Annotated in this window: 18 protein-coding genes and 1 pseudogene; 16 read left to right on the top strand and 3 right to left on the bottom strand. The window is 34.9% G+C overall.

The features are described 5' to 3' along the window. Positions 1-179 precede the first annotated feature (179 nt). The 12 genes and pseudogenes from AB9L17_RS24935 (at position 180) to AB9L17_RS24880 (ending at position 13,114) form a co-directional block, all read left to right on the top strand. A complete protein-coding gene (locus AB9L17_RS24935) occupies positions 180-1,640 on the top strand; it encodes a M23 family metallopeptidase (RefSeq protein WP_223553705.1) in 1,461 nt (486 codons plus the stop codon). A gap of 464 nt (positions 1,641-2,104) precedes the next feature. Continuing rightward, complete coding sequence (yycF, locus tag AB9L17_RS24930) at positions 2,105-2,818, top strand: response regulator YycF (RefSeq protein ID WP_068985794.1); 714 nt, start codon at positions 2,105-2,107, stop codon at positions 2,816-2,818. A gap of 6 nt (positions 2,819-2,824) precedes the next feature. Next, positions 2,825-4,690 (top strand): cell wall metabolism sensor histidine kinase WalK, encoded by a 1,866-nt coding sequence (walK, locus tag AB9L17_RS24925; RefSeq protein WP_068985793.1) that lies wholly within the window; start codon positions 2,825-2,827, stop codon positions 4,688-4,690. Further along, positions 4,687-6,009: a YycH family regulatory protein gene (locus AB9L17_RS24920; RefSeq protein ID WP_223553707.1), complete on the top strand. Its 1,323-nt coding sequence runs from the start codon at positions 4,687-4,689 to the stop codon at positions 6,007-6,009. Before walK ends, AB9L17_RS24920 begins: the two co-directional genes overlap by 4 nt. Then, positions 5,996-6,820, top strand: coding sequence for a two-component system regulatory protein YycI (locus AB9L17_RS24915; RefSeq protein WP_068985791.1), 825 nt, complete (start codon positions 5,996-5,998; stop codon positions 6,818-6,820). The genes AB9L17_RS24920 and AB9L17_RS24915 overlap by 14 nt, the downstream gene beginning before the upstream one ends. Next, positions 6,820-7,608 carry an MBL fold metallo-hydrolase gene (locus tag AB9L17_RS24910; protein ID WP_068985790.1) on the top strand — a complete coding sequence of 263 codons (789 nt, stop codon included), beginning with the start codon at positions 6,820-6,822 and terminating at the stop codon, positions 7,606-7,608. The genes AB9L17_RS24915 and AB9L17_RS24910 overlap by 1 nt, the downstream gene beginning before the upstream one ends. 168 nt (positions 7,609-7,776) lie before the next feature. After that, positions 7,777-9,069 carry a S1C family serine protease gene (locus tag AB9L17_RS24905; RefSeq protein WP_223553708.1) on the top strand — a complete coding sequence of 431 codons (1,293 nt, stop codon included), beginning with the start codon at positions 7,777-7,779 and terminating at the stop codon, positions 9,067-9,069. A gap of 258 nt (positions 9,070-9,327) precedes the next feature. Further along, a complete protein-coding gene (locus AB9L17_RS24900) occupies positions 9,328-9,492 on the top strand; it encodes a CxxH/CxxC protein (RefSeq protein WP_068985788.1) in 165 nt (54 codons plus the stop codon). A 90-nt stretch (positions 9,493-9,582) separates the two neighbouring features. Further along, positions 9,583-10,062 (top strand): 23S rRNA (pseudouridine(1915)-N(3))-methyltransferase RlmH, encoded by a 480-nt coding sequence (gene rlmH, locus AB9L17_RS24895; RefSeq protein WP_068985787.1) that lies wholly within the window; start codon positions 9,583-9,585, stop codon positions 10,060-10,062. Between the two features lie 129 nt (positions 10,063-10,191). Further along, on the top strand, positions 10,192-12,210 hold the full coding sequence (locus tag AB9L17_RS24890; protein ID WP_068985786.1) for a GAF domain-containing sensor histidine kinase: 2,019 nt from the start codon (positions 10,192-10,194) through the stop codon (positions 12,208-12,210). A gap of 174 nt (positions 12,211-12,384) precedes the next feature. Further along, positions 12,385-12,546 (top strand): annotated as a pseudogene (locus AB9L17_RS24885) (purine-nucleoside phosphorylase); the annotation flags it as partial. 358 nt (positions 12,547-12,904) lie between these two features. Next, positions 12,905-13,114, top strand: coding sequence for a TM2 domain-containing protein (locus AB9L17_RS24880; protein WP_068985785.1), 210 nt, complete (start codon positions 12,905-12,907; stop codon positions 13,112-13,114). A 156-nt stretch (positions 13,115-13,270) separates the two neighbouring features. On the opposite strand, the gene AB9L17_RS24875 is transcribed toward AB9L17_RS24880, so the two are convergent. From AB9L17_RS24875 to AB9L17_RS24865, 3 genes are all read right to left on the bottom strand, one after another. Further along, a complete protein-coding gene (locus AB9L17_RS24875) occupies positions 13,271-13,594 on the bottom strand; it encodes a zinc-ribbon domain-containing protein (RefSeq protein WP_068985784.1) in 324 nt (107 codons plus the stop codon). 94 nt (positions 13,595-13,688) lie between these two features. Continuing rightward, a complete protein-coding gene (locus AB9L17_RS24870) occupies positions 13,689-13,970 on the bottom strand; it encodes a zinc ribbon domain-containing protein (RefSeq protein ID WP_068985783.1) in 282 nt (93 codons plus the stop codon). A 21-nt stretch (positions 13,971-13,991) separates the two neighbouring features. After that, entirely contained in the window at positions 13,992-14,354 is a 363-nt protein-coding gene (locus AB9L17_RS24865) for a DUF2085 domain-containing protein (protein WP_083227084.1), read from the bottom strand. Between the two features lie 278 nt (positions 14,355-14,632). On the opposite strand from AB9L17_RS24865, the gene AB9L17_RS24860 reads away from it, so the two are divergent. From AB9L17_RS24860 to AB9L17_RS24845, 4 genes are all read left to right on the top strand, one after another. Next, the gene (locus tag AB9L17_RS24860) at positions 14,633-15,259 is read left to right on the top strand and encodes a hypothetical protein (RefSeq protein WP_068985782.1); all 627 of its coding nucleotides are present in this window, start codon (positions 14,633-14,635) and stop codon (positions 15,257-15,259) included. 109 nt (positions 15,260-15,368) lie between these two features. Further along, the gene (locus tag AB9L17_RS24855; protein ID WP_068985781.1) at positions 15,369-15,866 is read left to right on the top strand and encodes an LURP-one-related/scramblase family protein; all 498 of its coding nucleotides are present in this window, start codon (positions 15,369-15,371) and stop codon (positions 15,864-15,866) included. A gap of 404 nt (positions 15,867-16,270) precedes the next feature. Continuing rightward, complete coding sequence (locus AB9L17_RS24850; protein ID WP_068985780.1) at positions 16,271-16,825, top strand: sigma-70 family RNA polymerase sigma factor; 555 nt, start codon at positions 16,271-16,273, stop codon at positions 16,823-16,825. Continuing rightward, positions 16,822-17,934 (top strand): DUF4179 domain-containing protein, encoded by a 1,113-nt coding sequence (locus tag AB9L17_RS24845; RefSeq protein WP_068985779.1) that lies wholly within the window; start codon positions 16,822-16,824, stop codon positions 17,932-17,934. The genes AB9L17_RS24850 and AB9L17_RS24845 overlap by 4 nt, the downstream gene beginning before the upstream one ends. Positions 17,935-17,941 lie beyond the last annotated feature (7 nt).

The following is a 17,941-nucleotide window of genomic DNA, read 5'->3' as shown; positions in this document are numbered from 1 at the left end:
ATTAAAAAAACTACGGAAAATAGGGATTATGTAACAATTAGTAGATAAATAATACATTTACATTACAAAAAGATGAAAACATTCAAACCGTATTTTCTTTATGATACAGTATAGTGGTGCAAAAAAGCCTTATGGGTAATTCATCCTATAATAGGTTAAAGTTGGAAGGAGCTTTATTGATGAGTTCATCTTGGTTTAGAAAAGAAAAAAACGATAGATTCACTTACAATTTTTCTTCAATTAAAAAGGTATCCATTATTACAGTTTTAATGACAAGTTTAACGTTTAATGTAGGTTATGCAAAAGAAAATCATCAAGAAGATTTACATAAAATTTATCACGTTTACGTGGGAAATAAATATATTGGTGCGGTCTCTAATGAGAAAGCGGTCCAAGAAATCATTGCATCCAAGGAAAAAGAGGCAAAACAACAATACAAAGAGTTAACGATCGATGCTAACTCATCTGTTAAAATAATCCCAGAGCAAGTGTTTAGTGATGAAACAAAAGATGCGGAAACTTTGGCTAAGATTGAGCAATCTTTAGTAGCTCAGTCTCCAGCTTTTACATTATTTGTAGATAATAAGCCTGTTGTTTACTTAAAAGATGCAAAAGCCTATGAAGATACTATTCGTATGCTAAAGCTACAATATGTTTCACAGCAAGAGTTAAATAGTTTAGATACTAACCAGCAATCTACGAATATACCACCGTTACAAACTGGTGAAACACGACTTTTAGATATTTCTTTTAAACAGGGAATTTCAGGTGGAGCACAAAAAGTAGCCCCGAATGCTATTGTAACGCCTGAGGAAGCTGTGAAATATTTAATGACAGGTGCTCTTGAGCAAGAAATATATAAAATTCAATCAGGTGATGTTCTAGGTTCGGTTGCTAAAAAACATGATTTAACAACAGCTGAGCTATTAGCGTTAAATCCTGGTATCACGGTTGATACAGTTTTACAAATTGGACAAGCATTAAATGTAACAGTTGCTAAACCATTTGTAACACTTGAAGTAAAACAGGAAAAGAAAGTTACTGATCAAATTCCGTTTAAGAAAATAATCGAAGAAGATCCGATGATGTATAAAGGTGAGAAAGTAATTAAACAACAAGGTGTTAATGGAAAGAAAGAAACCACTTATTTGTTAACGTCTGAAAATGGGAATCGTACATCCAAAGTTGCGTCAGAAGAAAAAATCGTACAGCAACCTGTTGATCAAATTGAAGTTGTTGGTACGAAAGTAATTTCATCTCGTGGCACGGGTGAATTTTCTTGGCCTGCTGTAGGTGGCTATATTTCAAGTCAGATGGGTGAACGTTGGGGAGATTTCCATCGTGGTATTGATATTGCCCGTCCAAGTAACTACAATATTTTAGCTTCTGATAATGGCGTTGTTGCCGCAGCTGGCGAATCAGGTACCTATGGTAATCGTATCGTGATTAATCATAATAATGGTTATACGACACTTTACGGACACTTATCTTCAATTAATGTTAAAGTCGGGCAGATAGTAGAAAAAGGTTCTGTTATAGGTGTTATGGGTTCTACTGGAAATTCAACAGGTACACATCTACACTTTGAAGTTGAAAAGAATGGTTCGTTAGTAAATCCATTATCATATGTAGGTCGTTAATCCATTCGGATAGAAGGCAGCCAAAAAGGGGCTGTCTTTTTGTATAGTTCTTTTATAATTCCAAGTTATTTCCCGAGAAATATTTGTCGAAATGTAGTTCAATACAATATCGTCTAATGTCTTTAGATTTAGAATAATGCATAGAAGTTAAAAGCATGGTAGAGTTAAGAGTAGTGACTTTAACTTCTTTCAGTAGGTAATTTTTGTACCGAAAGCATAGCGTCAGGTACAGAAGTCTCCCATCTCTATAGGTAGTGAGATGAATGTTGGTTAAAGTTAATTTTAGCGGGTGTCCTAGCATCCGTTGAAATAGAGGAACTTAGGCTAAGAACTTCACAGCCTGTGGAAACACTTGAGTGACCAATCTGTTGGACTAAAGCATCCAGCGGAACAATACATTTTGTTTAAGAATAGATCATTACACTTCGTTTAAGAATAGATAAATAGCGAAAGGGAGAAAAAAGATGGACAAAACAATTTTAGTTGTTGACGATGAAAAACCAATCGCAGATATTTTACAGTTTAATTTAATTAAAGAAGGCTACAAAGTTATTTGTGCTTATGATGGAGATGAAGCACTAGAGAAGGTTGAAGAAGAACAACCAGATTTAATGCTTTTAGATATAATGTTACCAAAGCGTGATGGGATGGAAGTTTGTAGAGAAATACGTAAAAAATATGATTTTCCTATCATTATGCTAACAGCAAAAGGCTCTGAGATTGATAAAGTATTAGGATTAGAAATGGGCGCAGACGATTATGTGACAAAGCCATTTAGTACACGTGAGCTTATTGCACGTGTAAAGGCAAATATGCGTCGCTTACAAGTGGTAGCTCCTGCTGCCGAAGAGGTTGAAGAAGCGTCCAATGAAATTGTGGTAGGGTCACTTGTTATTCAGCCTGATGCCTACTTAGTATTGAAACGTGAAGAGTCAATTGAATTAACCCATAGGGAGTTTGAGTTATTACATTACTTAGGTAAGCATATTGGACAAGTAATGACGCGTGAGCATTTACTACAAACTGTGTGGGGCTATGACTATTTTGGTGATGTACGAACAGTTGATGTAACAATTCGTCGTTTACGTGAAAAAATAGAGGATAATCCAAGTCACCCAGCTTGGATTGTAACACGCCGTGGTGTAGGATATTATTTACGAAATCCTGAACAGGAGTAAATAGGAATGCAGAAAGTAAGCTTCTTTAAATCCATTCATGTCAAGCTAGTATTAATTTATATTTTGTTAATACTGCTAGCTTTGCAAATAATAGGTATTTATTTTGCGCGCGAATTAGAGAACAATTTAAAAACCAATTTCCGAGAATCCATTTTTCAACGAGTCGATTTGATGGAATATAGCATTCGTGAAGAAATCTTAAAAGAACGCGATGAAACTATGCCATCTCTTGAAGAAAGCTTGAAAACAATTGTAATGGAGTTTTCCGAGGGGTTGAAGGATGTTTCTAATGAAGACATTTTAGAAATCCGCGTTATCGATACTAGACAGCGTATTCGCGCCACATCTGAGATAGACAATCAAAATTTGATTGGACAGCGCTCGAATAATGATCTCGTACGCCGTGCAATCTCTGCAGAAACATTATTTGAAAACATTAAACTTGATAGTAATACAGGAAATCGAGTGTGGGTGTTAGCTTCGCCAATTCGAGATGGTGCAGGTCCTGATGATGAAATCGTTGGGGTACTCTATATTGAAGCTAATATTGAATCTGTTTTCGAACAGGTGAATGACATTAACCGTATTTTCCTCGGTGGTACAGCAGTGTCCTTGGTGGTTACTATCTTTTTAGGGATTTTAGTGGCACGAACAATTACACAGCCAATTGCAGATATGCGTAAGCAGGCTCAGGCGATGGCAAAAGGAAACTATTCACGAAAAGTACGAGTTTATGGTACAGATGAAATAGGTCAACTTGCTATAACCTTTAATCACTTGACGAATCGCTTGCAGGAGGCGCAATCTACTACAGAGGCAGAACGGCGAAAGCTCGATTCGGTCCTTAGTAATATGACGGATGGTGTTATTGCGACCGATCGAAAAGGGCGCATCATTCTTATTAATGATCCCGCACTCGAGCTGCTGCATATTACAAGAGATATAACAGTAGGTCGTCCTATTGCATCTGTTTTAGGCATTGACCAAGAGTATAGTTTTGAAGATTTAATTCATATGAATGATGCAGTGAATTTAGATTTCAGTACAGCAGACGCGCCGTATATTTTACGTGCGAATTTCTCTGTTATTCAAAAAGAAACTGGTTTTATTAATGGTTTAATTACTGTACTGCACGATATTACAGAGCAGGAAAAGATAGAGATGGACCGCCGAGAATTTGTATCAAATGTGTCACATGAATTACGGACACCATTAACGACGATGCGTAGTTATTTAGAGGCGTTAGCAGACGGTGCATGGAAAGATGAAAACATTGCTCCAACATTTTTGAATGTCACACAAACAGAGACAGAGCGTATGATCCGCTTAGTAAATGACTTGTTGCAGTTATCACGAATGGATAGTACAGATTATGAGTTGAATAAAGACATTGTTCTATTCCATTCCTTCTTTAACCGAATTATCGATCGCTTTGAAATGTCTAAGTCAGACAAAGTGATGTTTGAACGGTTATTCCCAGAGGCATCTTATTATGTAGAAATTGATACGGATAAGGTGACACAGGTTATCGATAATATCATTTCTAATGCTATTAAATATTCACCAGATGGAGGCAATATTCGCTTTGGCTTTACTGTGCAAGGGAATATGTTAAAGGTCATGATTTCTGATGATGGTATGGGAATTCCTAAGGAAAATGTGGGACGTATTTTTGATCGTTTTTATCGTGTGGATCGTGCTCGTGCTCGTTCTATGGGCGGGACAGGTCTAGGGCTAGCTATTGCCAGGGAAATGATTGAAGCTCATGGTGGTAAAATATGGGCTGAAAGTGAAGAAGGGCAAGGAACAACGGTTTTCTTCACATTACCACTTGATTTAGATGATTTTGACGAGGCAGGTGAGTGGGAATGAAATATATAGAACCAGTTAAATCAGTTGTATTATTCCTACTCGTTATGCTAAGTGTGGTTTTAACCTTTTTGAATTGGACATACACGCCAGATTATAAAGTGATTGAAAAAACTGAGGAAAAAGAAATCCAAATTGGACCACAAAAAAAAATGGAAGATGTAATTCGTCCTTATAAGGCTATTTACCGTTTTGATAAGGAATTTACCGGAACTGTATCTAATGCTGCAATGGAAGATATTATGAAATCATTTGTGGGCTGGAATATTGATCTAGTGCGCGATAACAATAACCTTACAGCCAGCTCTATAAACGAGATGATTCGTTCTAATAATTGTATGACTATCTTTTTTGCTGGCGAAATTCCTTACTCCGCCTTTAGCTCAATTTTTCAGTTTGCTGACAAGGAGCTACCTGAAACAACCTTTAATCGTATGGTTATAGATTGGAGTAATTATAATAACAAAGAATTACAAGTATTTTTCATAAGTAGCAATAATGAAACATTGATGCGTTCGCATGTCAGTCTACAAAATGCTAATCAATTTGTACGAAATGTTATTGAACCAGCGAAAACATACGACACTTTTAAAGAAGTGGAGCGTGATGGTTTTACTTCACTTTATATTGATAACGATAAAGTTGAATCAACAAAATATACGTATTTTATCAATGAGAAATCACCTGATGTTTTTAAAGATGTGTTATTTACAGAACCAAATGTTGTCCAGCGCACCGATGAAAGTCCAAACTCTGTAAAATATCAAGATGGTACGTCACTGATGACGGTTGATAAGAATTTGAAATCATTGATTTTTGTTTATCCAACTGCAGAAAGTAGTATAAAAATAGAACCTTCTAAGCTCTTGACGGATAGCTTTGAATTTATCAATGAACATGGAGGTTTTACAGCTGATTATCGCTATGTATCAACAAGTACAAATAATAACCAATTAGATTATCAGCTATATTTACATGGATTACCAGTTTATAGTGATCAAGCTATAAATCGAATTACAACTATTTGGGGAGATAATCGTATTTTCCGCTACAAACGTCCGTACTATTCTTTAAGTACAGACATTCCATCCGAAAAGGAGATTAAAGAACTGCCATCAGGATCGGAAATCGTTGAAAAGATTCAAAAGCTTAATAACACTGTATTGTCAGATATAGATGATATTGTTGTGGGTTACTATTTAACGCAAGATAAAAGTAAACAAAATATGACATTAGAACCGTGCTGGTTTGCGATAAGTAACGGTGTATGGACGAATCTGACGCCTGAAACATTAGGAGGTGTCAAAAATGGATTGGAATAGAACAAAATCTATTTTTATATTCGTTTTTTTAATCTTAAATATCTTTTTGTATTATTTTTATTTAAATCGCTATAATGAAGCGCAGAGCGTGGAGATACCTGGTGAAAAAACAATAGAAGCCCGTTTGAAAGAGGATAATATTACGTATGGATCACTTCCTAATAGTAATGAATTTGTTGTTTATATTACGGGCAAAGTGCATAAATTTACACCTACTGAATTTACTAAGAGCAATCAGCAACCAAATATTATAGGTGAGGATGATACACTTGTACATGTTGATTTTATAAACCCTGTGAAATTACGAAATGATGATGAGACAAGTATTACAGAGTTTGTCCGTGCAAACGTAAAAGATGGGGATTCTTATGCATTATGGAAGGTAGATCGTGAGCAAAGAACCGCCATATTCTTCCAGAAAAAAGGTAATCGAATGTTCTATTACAATGAGAGTGCCTTATTAAAAGTACAATGGAATATGGACAACGAAGTTACAATGTATGAACAAACGATGCTTGATAATATTGAAGAAATGGAGAAACAGGAAACTGTCATACCTCCACTTCAAATTATCCAGACACTTTATAATAAATCACTACTAAAGCCAGATTCGCATATTACGCAAATGAAGTTAGGTTACTCGACAATGGGTTATTTAACGCAAAAGCAAGTGTTAGTACCGACATGGGAAGTACAAGTGAAATTAGATGGAGAAACAGAAGAATATTTTGTCAATGCTAGTGAAGGTAATGTTATTGAAATCCAAGAAAACAAGCAAGAGGGCGAAGAAGAAGACTGGGGAGTTGAATGATGCGGTTTAGTGTTTTAGCAAGTGGCAGTACAGGCAATTCGATTTATGTAGAGAATGAGGATCATGCATTTATTGTCGATGCCGGTCTCAGTGGTAAAAAGATGGAGCAACTATTTACAAAAATCGACCGCAATATGAAACAGCTAAGTGGCATTTTCGTTACACATGAGCATAGTGATCATATTAAAGGAATAGGTGTATTGGCGCGAAAATATAATGTACCCATTTATGCAAACGCCAAAACGTGGCAGGCGATGGACGGGCTTGTTGGTGATATTCCGTTAGAGCAACGTTTTGAATTTGAAATGGATACAGTCAAGCATTTCGGCTCATTAGCTATTGAATCCTTTGCCGTATCACATGATGCAGCAGATCCAATGTTCTATAGCTTTCATGAAAATGGGCGTAAGCTTGTTATTATAACGGATACAGGTTATGTAAGCGACCGTATGAAAGGCATCATTCGAGGTGCTGATTCCTTTGTATTTGAGAGTAACCATGATGTCAATATGCTGCAAATGGGACGTTATCCGTGGTCTATAAAACGTCGTATTTTAAGTGATGTAGGGCACGTTTCAAATGAGGATGCAGCCATTGCAATGAGTGAGGTAGTATTTGAAAAACCAACAAATATTTATTTATCACATTTGAGTAAGGACAATAACATGAAAGAGCTTGCGCGCATGAGTGTTACACAAACATTGCAATCTTGCGGAATTATTGTCGGAGAGTATTTAAATTTATTTGATACAGAAGCAGAGGAACCGACGAAATTAGTCACGGTTTAAACAATAAAAAATGAATCTTTAATGAGCTGTTCGATAGCATTTTATAGCAAATGCTTTGAACAGCTATTTTTTATATCCATTTTATTTATTTTTCATCTGATTTTAATGTTTGAACCGTAATATAAGGGTAACAACTAACAAATACTAATAATTGAAAGGATGAGGAGAATGAGCAATTTTCAAGATGATGATAAAAACAGTGATTTTCTAAAAGACGATAAAATAGAGAAATCACCTCTTCAGGAGCGACTCGAACGAGAGGAGCGAGAGATTCAAGAAAAGCGTCATAAAAAGAAAAGCGGTGTCGGAGGTAAGGGTGGTTATTTATTTACCGGTTTTATCGGTGTCATCATAGGCGCTTTACTTGTTTGGCTCATGTTACCTGGACTTGTCAATCAAATGCCAGGGACAAGCAGCACAGGTAAAAATGAAACAAACATCAATCAAGTTGCAACGGAAGTAACAACCGATGTAACGAAAGCGGTAGATAAGACTTCAGCTGCTGTTGTAGGGATTACTAATATTCAAGAAGTGACAAGTGGTGGATTCTGGAACCCACCAACTACAACTAGCCAGCCTGCTGGAAGCGGTTCAGGCGTTATTTATAAAATACAAGGTAACACAGCCTTTATCGTGACAAATAACCATGTTATTGAAGGTGCAAAACAGTTAGAGGTGACAATGCCAGATGGATCGAAAGAAGAAGCAAAATTAGTTGGACGCGATCCTTGGACAGATTTAGCTGTTATTTCAATCAGTTCTAAAGATGTTAAAACAGTTGCGAAATTCGGTAACTCAGATGTACTAAAACAAGGTGAAACAGTCATCGCAATCGGTAACCCACTTGGCTTAGAGTTCTATGGCTCTGTTACAACAGGTGTTGTTTCTGGTAAGGACCGTTCTGTACCGGTTGACATAAATGGTGATGGTACAGTGGATTGGCAACAAGAAGTATTACAAACAGATGCAGCAATCAACCCTGGTAATAGTGGTGGAGCACTTGTTAACCTTGCTGGTGATTTAGTCGGCATAAACTCAATGAAAATTGCTGAATCCTCTGTTGAGGGTCTAGGCTTCTCAATTCCAATTAACTCAGCAATTCCAATTATCGAGGAATTAGAGAAAAATGGTGAAATGAACCGTCCAACAATGGGTATTTCATTCGTAGACTTAACGGATGTTCCGTCATTCTACCAACAAGAAACGTTAAAATTGCCAAAAGACATCACAACAGGTGTTGTTATTACAGATGTTGTGAATGATTCACCAGCGTCAAAAGCAGGCGCACAACAGTACGATGTTATTGTTGAAATGGATGGTAAAAAAATTGAAACAGCAATCGATTTACGTAAACATTTATATAACAACAAAAAAGTTGGTGATAAATTAACGATGAAAGTATATCGCCAAGGTAAATTGGTGGAGCTATCGCTAACATTAACAAATAGCAATACATTGTAAGTGAAAAATCAGTGGGGATTATAGAATTCCCACTGATTTTTTGATGTTGAAAAAAATATTCGAAAGGAGTTGAATGAATGATTTAGAAAATATTGTGGATAACTAGAAAATTGTGAATAATAACATTACACCGGCGAATAGCGGTGAAAGCCTATTCTTCCATACTGGCTTGACCTTTGTTACAATAGAATGTGGATAACATAGACCTAATTGTGAATAAGTTTGTGGAAATTTTGAAAAATAAGAAGAGGTGTAAAAATGGAAAAATACAGCTGTGAAAACCATATAGATCACGCTTTAGACATGTTTGTGGCAGAACAAAAAGAGTTCCCAATTATGGATAAAGTCGAAGAGGATCAAAAGTTATCCACAAAATGTAGCTACTGTGAACAACCTGCAGAATATATTGTATCAAGTAAATAACTTTACACAATATATAGGAATGCTATGTGGATATGTTGATAACTTTTGTGGATAATTTGTTTGTAAATGAATTGTAAAGGTGGATAACGTGTGAATATAACGATTGTATCAGTCGGAAAACTAAAAGAAAAGTACTTAAAAATGGGCATAGACGAATACGTAAAACGTCTCGGTGGCTACGCAAAAATGGATCTAATCGAGGTACCAGATGAAAAAGCACCTGAGCAACTAAGCGATGCTGAAATGGAAATCGTTAAGAAAAAAGAGGGTGAACGTATTCTATCTAAAATCGGCCCAGATACATACGTTATCGCCCTAGCCATTAATGGCAAAATGAAAACCTCTGAACAAATGGCAACAGATCTCGAATCTCTCATGACCTATGGCAAAAGCAAAATTGCCTTTGTCATCGGCGGCTCCCTTGGCTTACATGATGATGTGTTGAAGCGAGCAGATGAGCAGCAGTCCTTTGGAAAGATGACGTTACCACATCAGCTGATGAAGCTTGTGTTGGTGGAGCAGATTTATAGGAGTTTTAGGATTATGAAAGGAGAACCGTATCATAAGTAAATGCGGTATTCTATGTAAAACAAGGGGAAGAAAAGAATACAGAAGAAAATCGAAAATGGCAGGTTGGTCTTGATTTTCACTGATATTATCATGTTTATTTTATTATGTCTATAATTGGAGGCTATGTGAATGTTAAGTGATCAGGCGAGATATTCTAGGCTCGCGAATATTACAAAAATAATAAATACAAAATTAGAACTACGTGAAGTATTGCAGCGTGTAACAATGGCGATATCAGAGGAGATTGTTCAATGCAACGCTGTTGGAATTTTTTTACCTCAGGAAGATGGAACATTTAGAGGGTTTGCAGGAAAACCAGAGACTATAAATGGCGTAGCACTCGATACTCAGGTAATTGATCCTGAAATAGACATACTGGCAAAAGAAGTTATTGAAACCAAAAAAACCATCTATATCCCTGATACCTCAAAGGATCATCGGCTGGATACGAGACCAGTTTATGCGTTCAAAATTAAGTCCTTATTAGTACTGCCTATCTCATTTGGGCAAGAGTTATTTGGTCTGGTTTTTTTATTTGATTATGGAGCTCCAAAGAACTTAACAGATTCAGAAATTCAAAGTGTTGAAGCTTATGTAAATATGGCTGCCGTCGCAATTCAAAACGCAAATAATTTAACTCAAAAGGAAACCCTTATTGCCGAGAAGCAGCTGTTACTAAATGTTACCCGTGATTTATCAATGTGTTCCTCGATACAGGAGAGTTTTGATAAATGTTTTTTTTACTTAGGACAGATTTTAGAGAGTAAAAACATGGCTGTCCACCTTTTAGACCCGCTAGACAAAACAACGATTAAAACAACGAAGTTAAGCAAGGACTGTGAATGGACAGAAGCGGATTGGATGGAGAAAAGCTATGAAGCCAAGATCCATGAGGTTATTCAAACAAAAAATATAGATAGTAAGGGTCTACTGATGATTCCATTGGTTTCAATGGGAGAAGTATTAGGGGTAATCGTTGGTGGCAAAGAGGAAAAAGCTCACAATTACGATAATTCCCAAATTCAACTGGCTAAATCTATCGTTGATGCCACAGCTCCTACGTTTTCAAACTTGTTATATATGGATCAACTTGAAAGCATGGTGGAAGAGCGAACGAGAGAACTAGCTGCCGCTAATGAAAAAGTTACAAGTGTGATTGAAAGTATTACGGATGGATTCTTTACTTTGAATAATAAATGGGAATTTACGTACGTAAATAAGCATCAATATTTTCCACAAAGAAAAACAGCAAAAGATGTATTAGGCAAGAATATATGGGGGGTTTTCCCGAGTAGCGTTGACACAGTTATGTATAAGGAGTTTCATCGTGCAATGTCAGAGCGAACTACAGTTCATTTCGAATTTCTTTCTACCTTTGATGAATATTGGCACGAAGTTATTGCATACCCGTATGATAATGGTATTTGTTGTATTTTTAAAAACATAACGGAAAAAAAGCAATATGCGAAGGAATTGAAAAGGTTATCCAATATAGATTTAATAGGGCAAATGGCAGCGGGTATCAGCCATGAGATTAGAAATCCAATGACAACAGTACGAGGATTGTTGCAGTTATTAAAAGAAGAGAACACCTATGAGAAACATAATATGTACTTTAATTTAATGATTGAAGAACTTGACCGTGCCAATTCTATTATTACTGAATTTCTCTCAACAGGTAATACAAGGAAATCCGATTTGCAGATGTTAGATTTAAATTCAATTATCCATGATATTTTTCCTTTAATAAAGATTGATGGGTATAATCAAAATAAATATATTCAAGTCGATACAAATGACATTCCGGAATTACTTTTAAATCGTAATGAGATACGGCAATTATTAATAAACCTATACCGTAATGGCTTAGAAGCGATGAGCACAGGGAAAGTTCTAACCATTAGCACCTACAAGGAAGGTAAAAATTGTGTGGTACTTGCAGTGCGGGATCAAGGAAAAGGTATCAGGCCTGAAGTATTAGAGAAACTGGGTACTCCATTTTACACGACCAAAGATAATGGAACTGGATTGGGGTTAGGCGTATGTTATGCCATTGCTGCCCGTCATAATGCAAAAATAGAAATTCAAACAGGATCGGAAGGCACTATCTTTTTAGTTAAATTTAATTATGAAAATAATGAACAATAACCTCATTTAGATTAGTTACGGTGAACCGTACCATAAGTAGGTGCGGTTTTTTTTATTAAATTTGGATGTTTGGAGAGGTCACATTTATATTGAAAATGAAAAAACCTTGATTACAAAAGATCTTGTTTAACAATGATATAAAGATGTAAGAAGAGAATCAATTGAAAACAATGAATTAAAGAAACACCACATATTAAACCAAATGGGGTAGAAATAGCAGAAGCTATACTTTTACCAGAAGATTCACTTCGTGCAAAGTTTATAGCTGAAAACTTTTTAGATAAACCTGTTCTTTTTAATGAAACTAGAGGCATGCTGGGGTACACAGGCGATTACTTCATCGAACAACATTTCTTTCAATCATGTATGCCACTAGCTTGTACTTGCCCAAGATGCATAGAAGATTGTGTAGTAGACTAACTTGGTTTAATTAAACATAGTTTCATAGAATGGAGTGTACAGCGGCAGCTCTCAAAAACAACAATATCATTTAGATTCATCACGGAGAAGAGATGACGATCAAAGGTCAATGATAGAAAATCGACTTTCTAAAAGGATTGTTCTTATAGGAAGTAAATATCAATAATGTAGAACAGTTTCGAGGAAAAAAATGTTGAAAAACACTTATTCTGTAATATACTTATTGAGTACGGTCTCATAATATAGTATTTATAAATTTATAGGAGGTATTTATATGTCAGACAAAAGTTTCGTAGCAACATTATTACTTTGTTTCTTTTTAGGAAGTCTAGGTATTCACCGTTTTTATGCTGGTAAAATCGGTACAGGTATTTTAATGGTTCTCACATTAGGAGGACTCGGTATTTGGACAATAATTGATTTGATAATGATTATTGTTGGTAAATTTACTGATAAAGACGGCAACCTTATTAAATCTTCATAAAAAAACGATAGGCTTGTATATACATTATTTTAAGCTTGTTGTTTTTATTTATAGTAATACAATAAAAAGAAGGGAGACTTTTCTAAATGTCTACCCTTCTTAATTATTAAGCGGCGGCATATTGCAGCTAAATTAAAATGAAACAATCCTTTTTTATTAGTAATAATAGCTATCTTCCACCATTCCTGCTGTAAAACCTATTACAAATGAAATAATCATGATAATAATTGAAATACCTATACCAAACAATGCATATATTAAAGCTGATTTTGCTGCTTTTGGTTGTGTATCTTTCCATACAAAATAGATAATAATTCCAAGTAGCGGGAAACAGCATAAACTGAGTACATTAATCCAAATGTTTGGTGTATCATTTTTTGCTGCAGTTACTTGGTTGCTAAATTTTAATACGTTAACACCGCAATGTACACAAATTTCAGCATTCTCGTTAATGCTAGAACCACAATTAGGACAATACATATCAAAACCCCCTGCATATTAGAAAATTCTCATTTACCATCTTTCTTGCCTTGCCGTTTTAGCAATTAGTACATTACATATGTAATCCCTCGTTTTAGTTACTTGCTAATCCAATAATGAACATTGCAATATAGAATAATACGATAATTCCTATGTTAATAAAGAAGAACGTTAAAGCGGATTTAGCAGCAACTGGTTTTTCGTCTTTCCAAATAAAGAACATAATTAATCCAACAAGTGGCACGCAGCAAAGTGTAATTATGTTAACACCCCAGTTTGGTTTGTCTTCACCACTTGTATTTTTTACACGGACACCACAGTGGATACAAATTTCTGCGTGTTCCGAAATATGTTCGCCACAGTTTGTACAATACATAATAGTACCTCCAATAGTTTGTTATAGATTTCTTCCAACATATTGACCAAATAAAAAAAACTGGTAACCAATAGTGTAGAAAATATAAATAATGCCGATTCCACCAGGTAATCCAGTAAGGAACCGTCTAGTATTATTACTTGTCCATTTACCAAATAATTGTCCTATACCATCAATAGCCATTGGTAAAATTAATAAGGCTATAATCCATAAATCAAATATGCCTAAAAGTATGACTAATATTGTGGATAAGAGATAACCTACTGCCATACCGGTACATCTTGCACATATAGGGAATTTCTTCCCTTTATAATAGAATGAACGGTCTGGTCTTTGATGGCAAAAGAAAATAACCCGCAATAAAAAATTAATATTATTTGCCAAATTTATAAACTCCTTTATTATTCTAGCGTATAGTATATAACATAAATAAAGATTATGGAATATACTACATATTTTAGTTTTTAATATACAATATTTTAAATAGTGGTTGGTTGAGATTTTAGTTGTTTTGATTAATGATCAATGGTCAATTCGTCAAAACATATAAGAGAATACAAATTATCAGACTTAAATTGTGCTGAGAACCTCATATAGATTTATTACGGGTTAAATGTGATGATATATATACATAAAATAAATTTGATAAATGAGGGATAATCATGTCAGTTGTGAACCTGTTAGCTTCTCAACTAAGTCGAAATGATGAAGGGCCAAATATTGAGCTAGCACATAAATTAGCTAATGAAGAAAATTATACGGGCATAGAAGAAATCATTGAAAACCTAACTTGCAAAGATAAAAAGATTCAATACGATTGTATTAAAGTAGCGTACGAAATTGGACAAGTTAAACCAGAACTCATAAGTAAGTATGTCCTGACTTTTATAGAGTTGCTAAAAAGCCGTAATAATCGTTTGGTCTGGGGTGGAATGACGGCATTAGCGACGATTACTGAGGAAGCATCAGAAACCATTATGGCTCATCTTGACATATTAAAAAATGCTATGAAAGTTGGTTCAGTTATTACAATTGATAAAGGTGTCCTAACTCTTGCGAAGCTAGCAGCCGTCAGTAAAAAAAACAATGATGTGATTTTTCCAATATTACTCCATCACCTTGAGAATTGCAGACCAAAGGAAATTCCTCAGCACTCGGAAAGTACGCTCTTAGCCGTAACAGATGAAAATAAAGAGGAATTATTGCATGTGTTACGAAAAAGAGAAATATACCTAACAGCACCACAATTAAAAAGAGTCGAAAAGATTTATAAAACATTAGAAGCTTAATAAAATTACATTTTGAGGTAATAGTATGAAAGAATTTAAAAAATGCCAAAGCTGTGCCATACCATTAAAAAAATGAAGATCGTGGTTGCTATTAAAAAGGAGGCGTAGTATGAAGCAACTTTATATAAAGCAGAAGGTATTCAGTTTAAGTGGAAAATTTACGGTAAAGGATCAGCAGGAGAAGGATGTTTATTACGTGGAGGGCAGTTTTATGCAAATTCCAAAAACGTTCTCCATTATGAATGCAGCAAGAGATGAGGTCGCACTTATTACGAAAAAGGTGTTCAGCTTTTTACCGAAGTTTTTTGTTGAAGTAAACGGTCAAGAGGTGTTAACCATTAAGAAGGAGTTTTCGTTCTTTAAAGCACGCTATACAATTGATGCGGCAGGCATTGAGGTAGAAGGTAACTGGTGGGATATGGATTTTCAAATCTTACAGCATGGTAAAGTCGTCGGTAAAGTGAACAAGGAGTGGTTCACTTGGGGCGATAGCTACAAGGTACAAATATTGAATGAAGAGATGGAAGCTATCATTATTGCGCTCGTTGTCGCAATTGATTGTGTAAAGGCTGACCAAGCTGCTGTTTCCTCAGCAGCGGCGACTTAACGTAGGGACGTACTATATAACATGCTTAGAGGTTTTCTTTATAAATTCAAATTTTGTAATAATATCAAAAAAATAGGGGAATCTCGAAAGAATTCCCTGCTTTTTATTATGGAATTTTTATGTGAAGACCTTAAAGTATAAAAAGATAAACTATAACAGGCTAAATCGATTAAGATTTGGTCTGTTTTTTTTGTTTATACTTACTACTTTTGTAATAAAGTTGAATTGACGAAAAGAAACTTATAAATAAATAGCATGTTTGATATGGCGTACTATTTATTTATTTAATTTTTTTTTTTTTTTTGAAAATATTTCACAAGTTTTCTAATGATTGCGAGAATTAATTTAATTTTGAGCGATGTTTTAAGTGTAGGGGCTCTTATGTTTTAAGAAAGGGTGTTTGTATGAGGATAACTAATGAAAACTTTATAAAGTATCTTAAGAAAAAGCGAGAAGAAGCACTTCAATATGTAATCGACGAGTATGTCGGTATCGTAAAAGCAGTTATATATAATGCTTTAAAATCTTACAATGATCCTCAAATGATAGAAGAATGTATAAGTGATACATTTTTGGGAGCTTTCGAAAATGCTAAGCAATTTGAAGGGGATAAAGAGGATTTTAGAAAATGGATTTGCACAATAGCAAAATATAAAGCAATCAATAAACAAAGAAAGTTATCTAAATCGCCATTGTTTTATGAGATAGATGAAAAAAGTGAGGCGGTAAAATCAGCTGAAGAAGAATTTTTGATAAAGATTTCTACAGAAGAATTATTAAAAATGATGAGCCAATTAGACCAATTAGACCGTGATATTTTTACGATGAAATACTTTTTAAATATGAGAAATGAAGAAATTGCTGAGCATCACGGTTTGACAAAGGCTGCTATTGATAACCGATTGTATCGTGGAAAAAAACGGTTACAACAGATTCGATTAGGGGGAAGTGTGACATGAAAAAGTTATATAAACAATTTAATCACTTAAAAATCGACATGAATATGGACCCGATGGAAGTGAGTACTCTTGAAAAAGAGAGAATTAAAAGAAATGTAATGAAAGTAAATAAGAAAAAGCATTTAACAAGAATTTTTGTGGCTGCAGTTGTATTTTTAGTTGCTTCAAGTATTTCAATTGGCTACGCATTCCCTACTTTTGCGGCAAATATACCGTTTGTCGGGAATATATTCGGGTTATTCGTTGATGACGAGAAGTATGTATTCGAAAAGCATGATGAATATTCTACAAGTATTGGAACGACTCAAGAAAGTAATGATGTTGAAGTAACTGTAACAGATGCTGTTTACGATGGAGAAAATATTACGATAGCTTACACAATAAAGAGTGAAAAAAAATTAGGGGAAAGGCCGATCTTAGAGGGTGAATTAGAGGGTGAAATAACTGCTGATGAATTTGAAAATAGATATAAACATAGTGGATTCGATAATCATTATATTGTCAAAAAAATAAATGACAAAGAGTATGCTGTATTATATATTTACGAACTCATTAAAGGACCAAAGCCAGAGAAAGTACAAATTACTTTCCAAGGAAATAAAATTGTTGATTTAAATAATGGAAATAATGCAATAGCAGGAGACTGGTCATTTGAATTCACTTTAGCAAAACTCGCAAGTGAAACTAAAGTATTTGAAAAAGGTAGTATAATAACGGAAGCTGAAGGTACAGAAGTAATCGTTAGAGAAATAACAGAAACACCTGTTTCTACAACATTGAAAATTTCAGAATTAGTAGATATGGCGTCAATAGCTAAAGAGGAAGAAGAGTGGCGTGGAATATCAATTGAGTACAAGGTGTCCGATGATTTAGGAAATGTGTATAATATTGTTCATCACAGAGGTACAGGACATAGTACAGATTTTACAGATTTTAATGACCTAAGCGAGAATCAAGCACGCATTACTACAAACCGTTTTGATGAAAAAGCAACATCGATAATGATTACTCCTGTAGTAGGTATTTACAAAATGAAGGACAGTGATGGTGCACTAGAACTCATTAAAGAACCTTATGCAATTGAACCCATCATAGTTCCTATAAAGTAATACCATA

Origin of the sequence: Lysinibacillus sp. RS11 (assembly GCF_042019215.1) — a bacterium.
Lineage (GTDB): Bacteria > Bacillota > Bacilli > Bacillales_A > Planococcaceae > Lysinibacillus > Lysinibacillus xylanilyticus_A.
This window is presented reverse-complemented; position numbering and strand designations above follow the sequence as displayed.

Bases quoted from the DNA above. Each gene is read 5' to 3' on its own strand.
- walK (WP_068985793.1), top strand. From the start codon at position 2,825: ATGCAGAAAGTAAGCTTCTTTAAATCCATTCATGTCAAGCTAGTATTA.
- AB9L17_RS24855 (WP_068985781.1), top strand. From the start codon at position 15,369: ATGAAGCAACTTTATATAAAGCAGAAGGTATTCAGTTTAAGTGGAAAA.
- AB9L17_RS24935 (WP_223553705.1), top strand. From the start codon at position 180: ATGAGTTCATCTTGGTTTAGAAAAGAAAAAAACGATAGATTCACTTAC.
- AB9L17_RS24890 (WP_068985786.1), top strand. From the start codon at position 10,192: ATGTTAAGTGATCAGGCGAGATATTCTAGGCTCGCGAATATTACAAAA.
- AB9L17_RS24905 (WP_223553708.1), top strand. From the start codon at position 7,777: ATGAGCAATTTTCAAGATGATGATAAAAACAGTGATTTTCTAAAAGAC.
- AB9L17_RS24910 (WP_068985790.1), top strand. From the start codon at position 6,820: ATGCGGTTTAGTGTTTTAGCAAGTGGCAGTACAGGCAATTCGATTTAT.
- AB9L17_RS24860 (WP_068985782.1), top strand. From the start codon at position 14,633: ATGTCAGTTGTGAACCTGTTAGCTTCTCAACTAAGTCGAAATGATGAA.
- AB9L17_RS24915 (WP_068985791.1), top strand. From the start codon at position 5,996: ATGGATTGGAATAGAACAAAATCTATTTTTATATTCGTTTTTTTAATC.
- AB9L17_RS24920 (WP_223553707.1), top strand. From the start codon at position 4,687: ATGAAATATATAGAACCAGTTAAATCAGTTGTATTATTCCTACTCGTT.
- AB9L17_RS24870 (WP_068985783.1), bottom strand. From the start codon at position 13,970: ATGTATTGTACAAACTGTGGCGAACATATTTCGGAACACGCAGAAATT.
- AB9L17_RS24875 (WP_068985784.1), bottom strand. From the start codon at position 13,594: ATGTATTGTCCTAATTGTGGTTCTAGCATTAACGAGAATGCTGAAATT.
- AB9L17_RS24850 (WP_068985780.1), top strand. From the start codon at position 16,271: ATGAGGATAACTAATGAAAACTTTATAAAGTATCTTAAGAAAAAGCGA.
- AB9L17_RS24900 (WP_068985788.1), top strand. From the start codon at position 9,328: ATGGAAAAATACAGCTGTGAAAACCATATAGATCACGCTTTAGACATG.
- yycF (WP_068985794.1), top strand. From the start codon at position 2,105: ATGGACAAAACAATTTTAGTTGTTGACGATGAAAAACCAATCGCAGAT.
- AB9L17_RS24845 (WP_068985779.1), top strand. From the start codon at position 16,822: ATGAAAAAGTTATATAAACAATTTAATCACTTAAAAATCGACATGAAT.
- AB9L17_RS24880 (WP_068985785.1), top strand. From the start codon at position 12,905: ATGTCAGACAAAAGTTTCGTAGCAACATTATTACTTTGTTTCTTTTTA.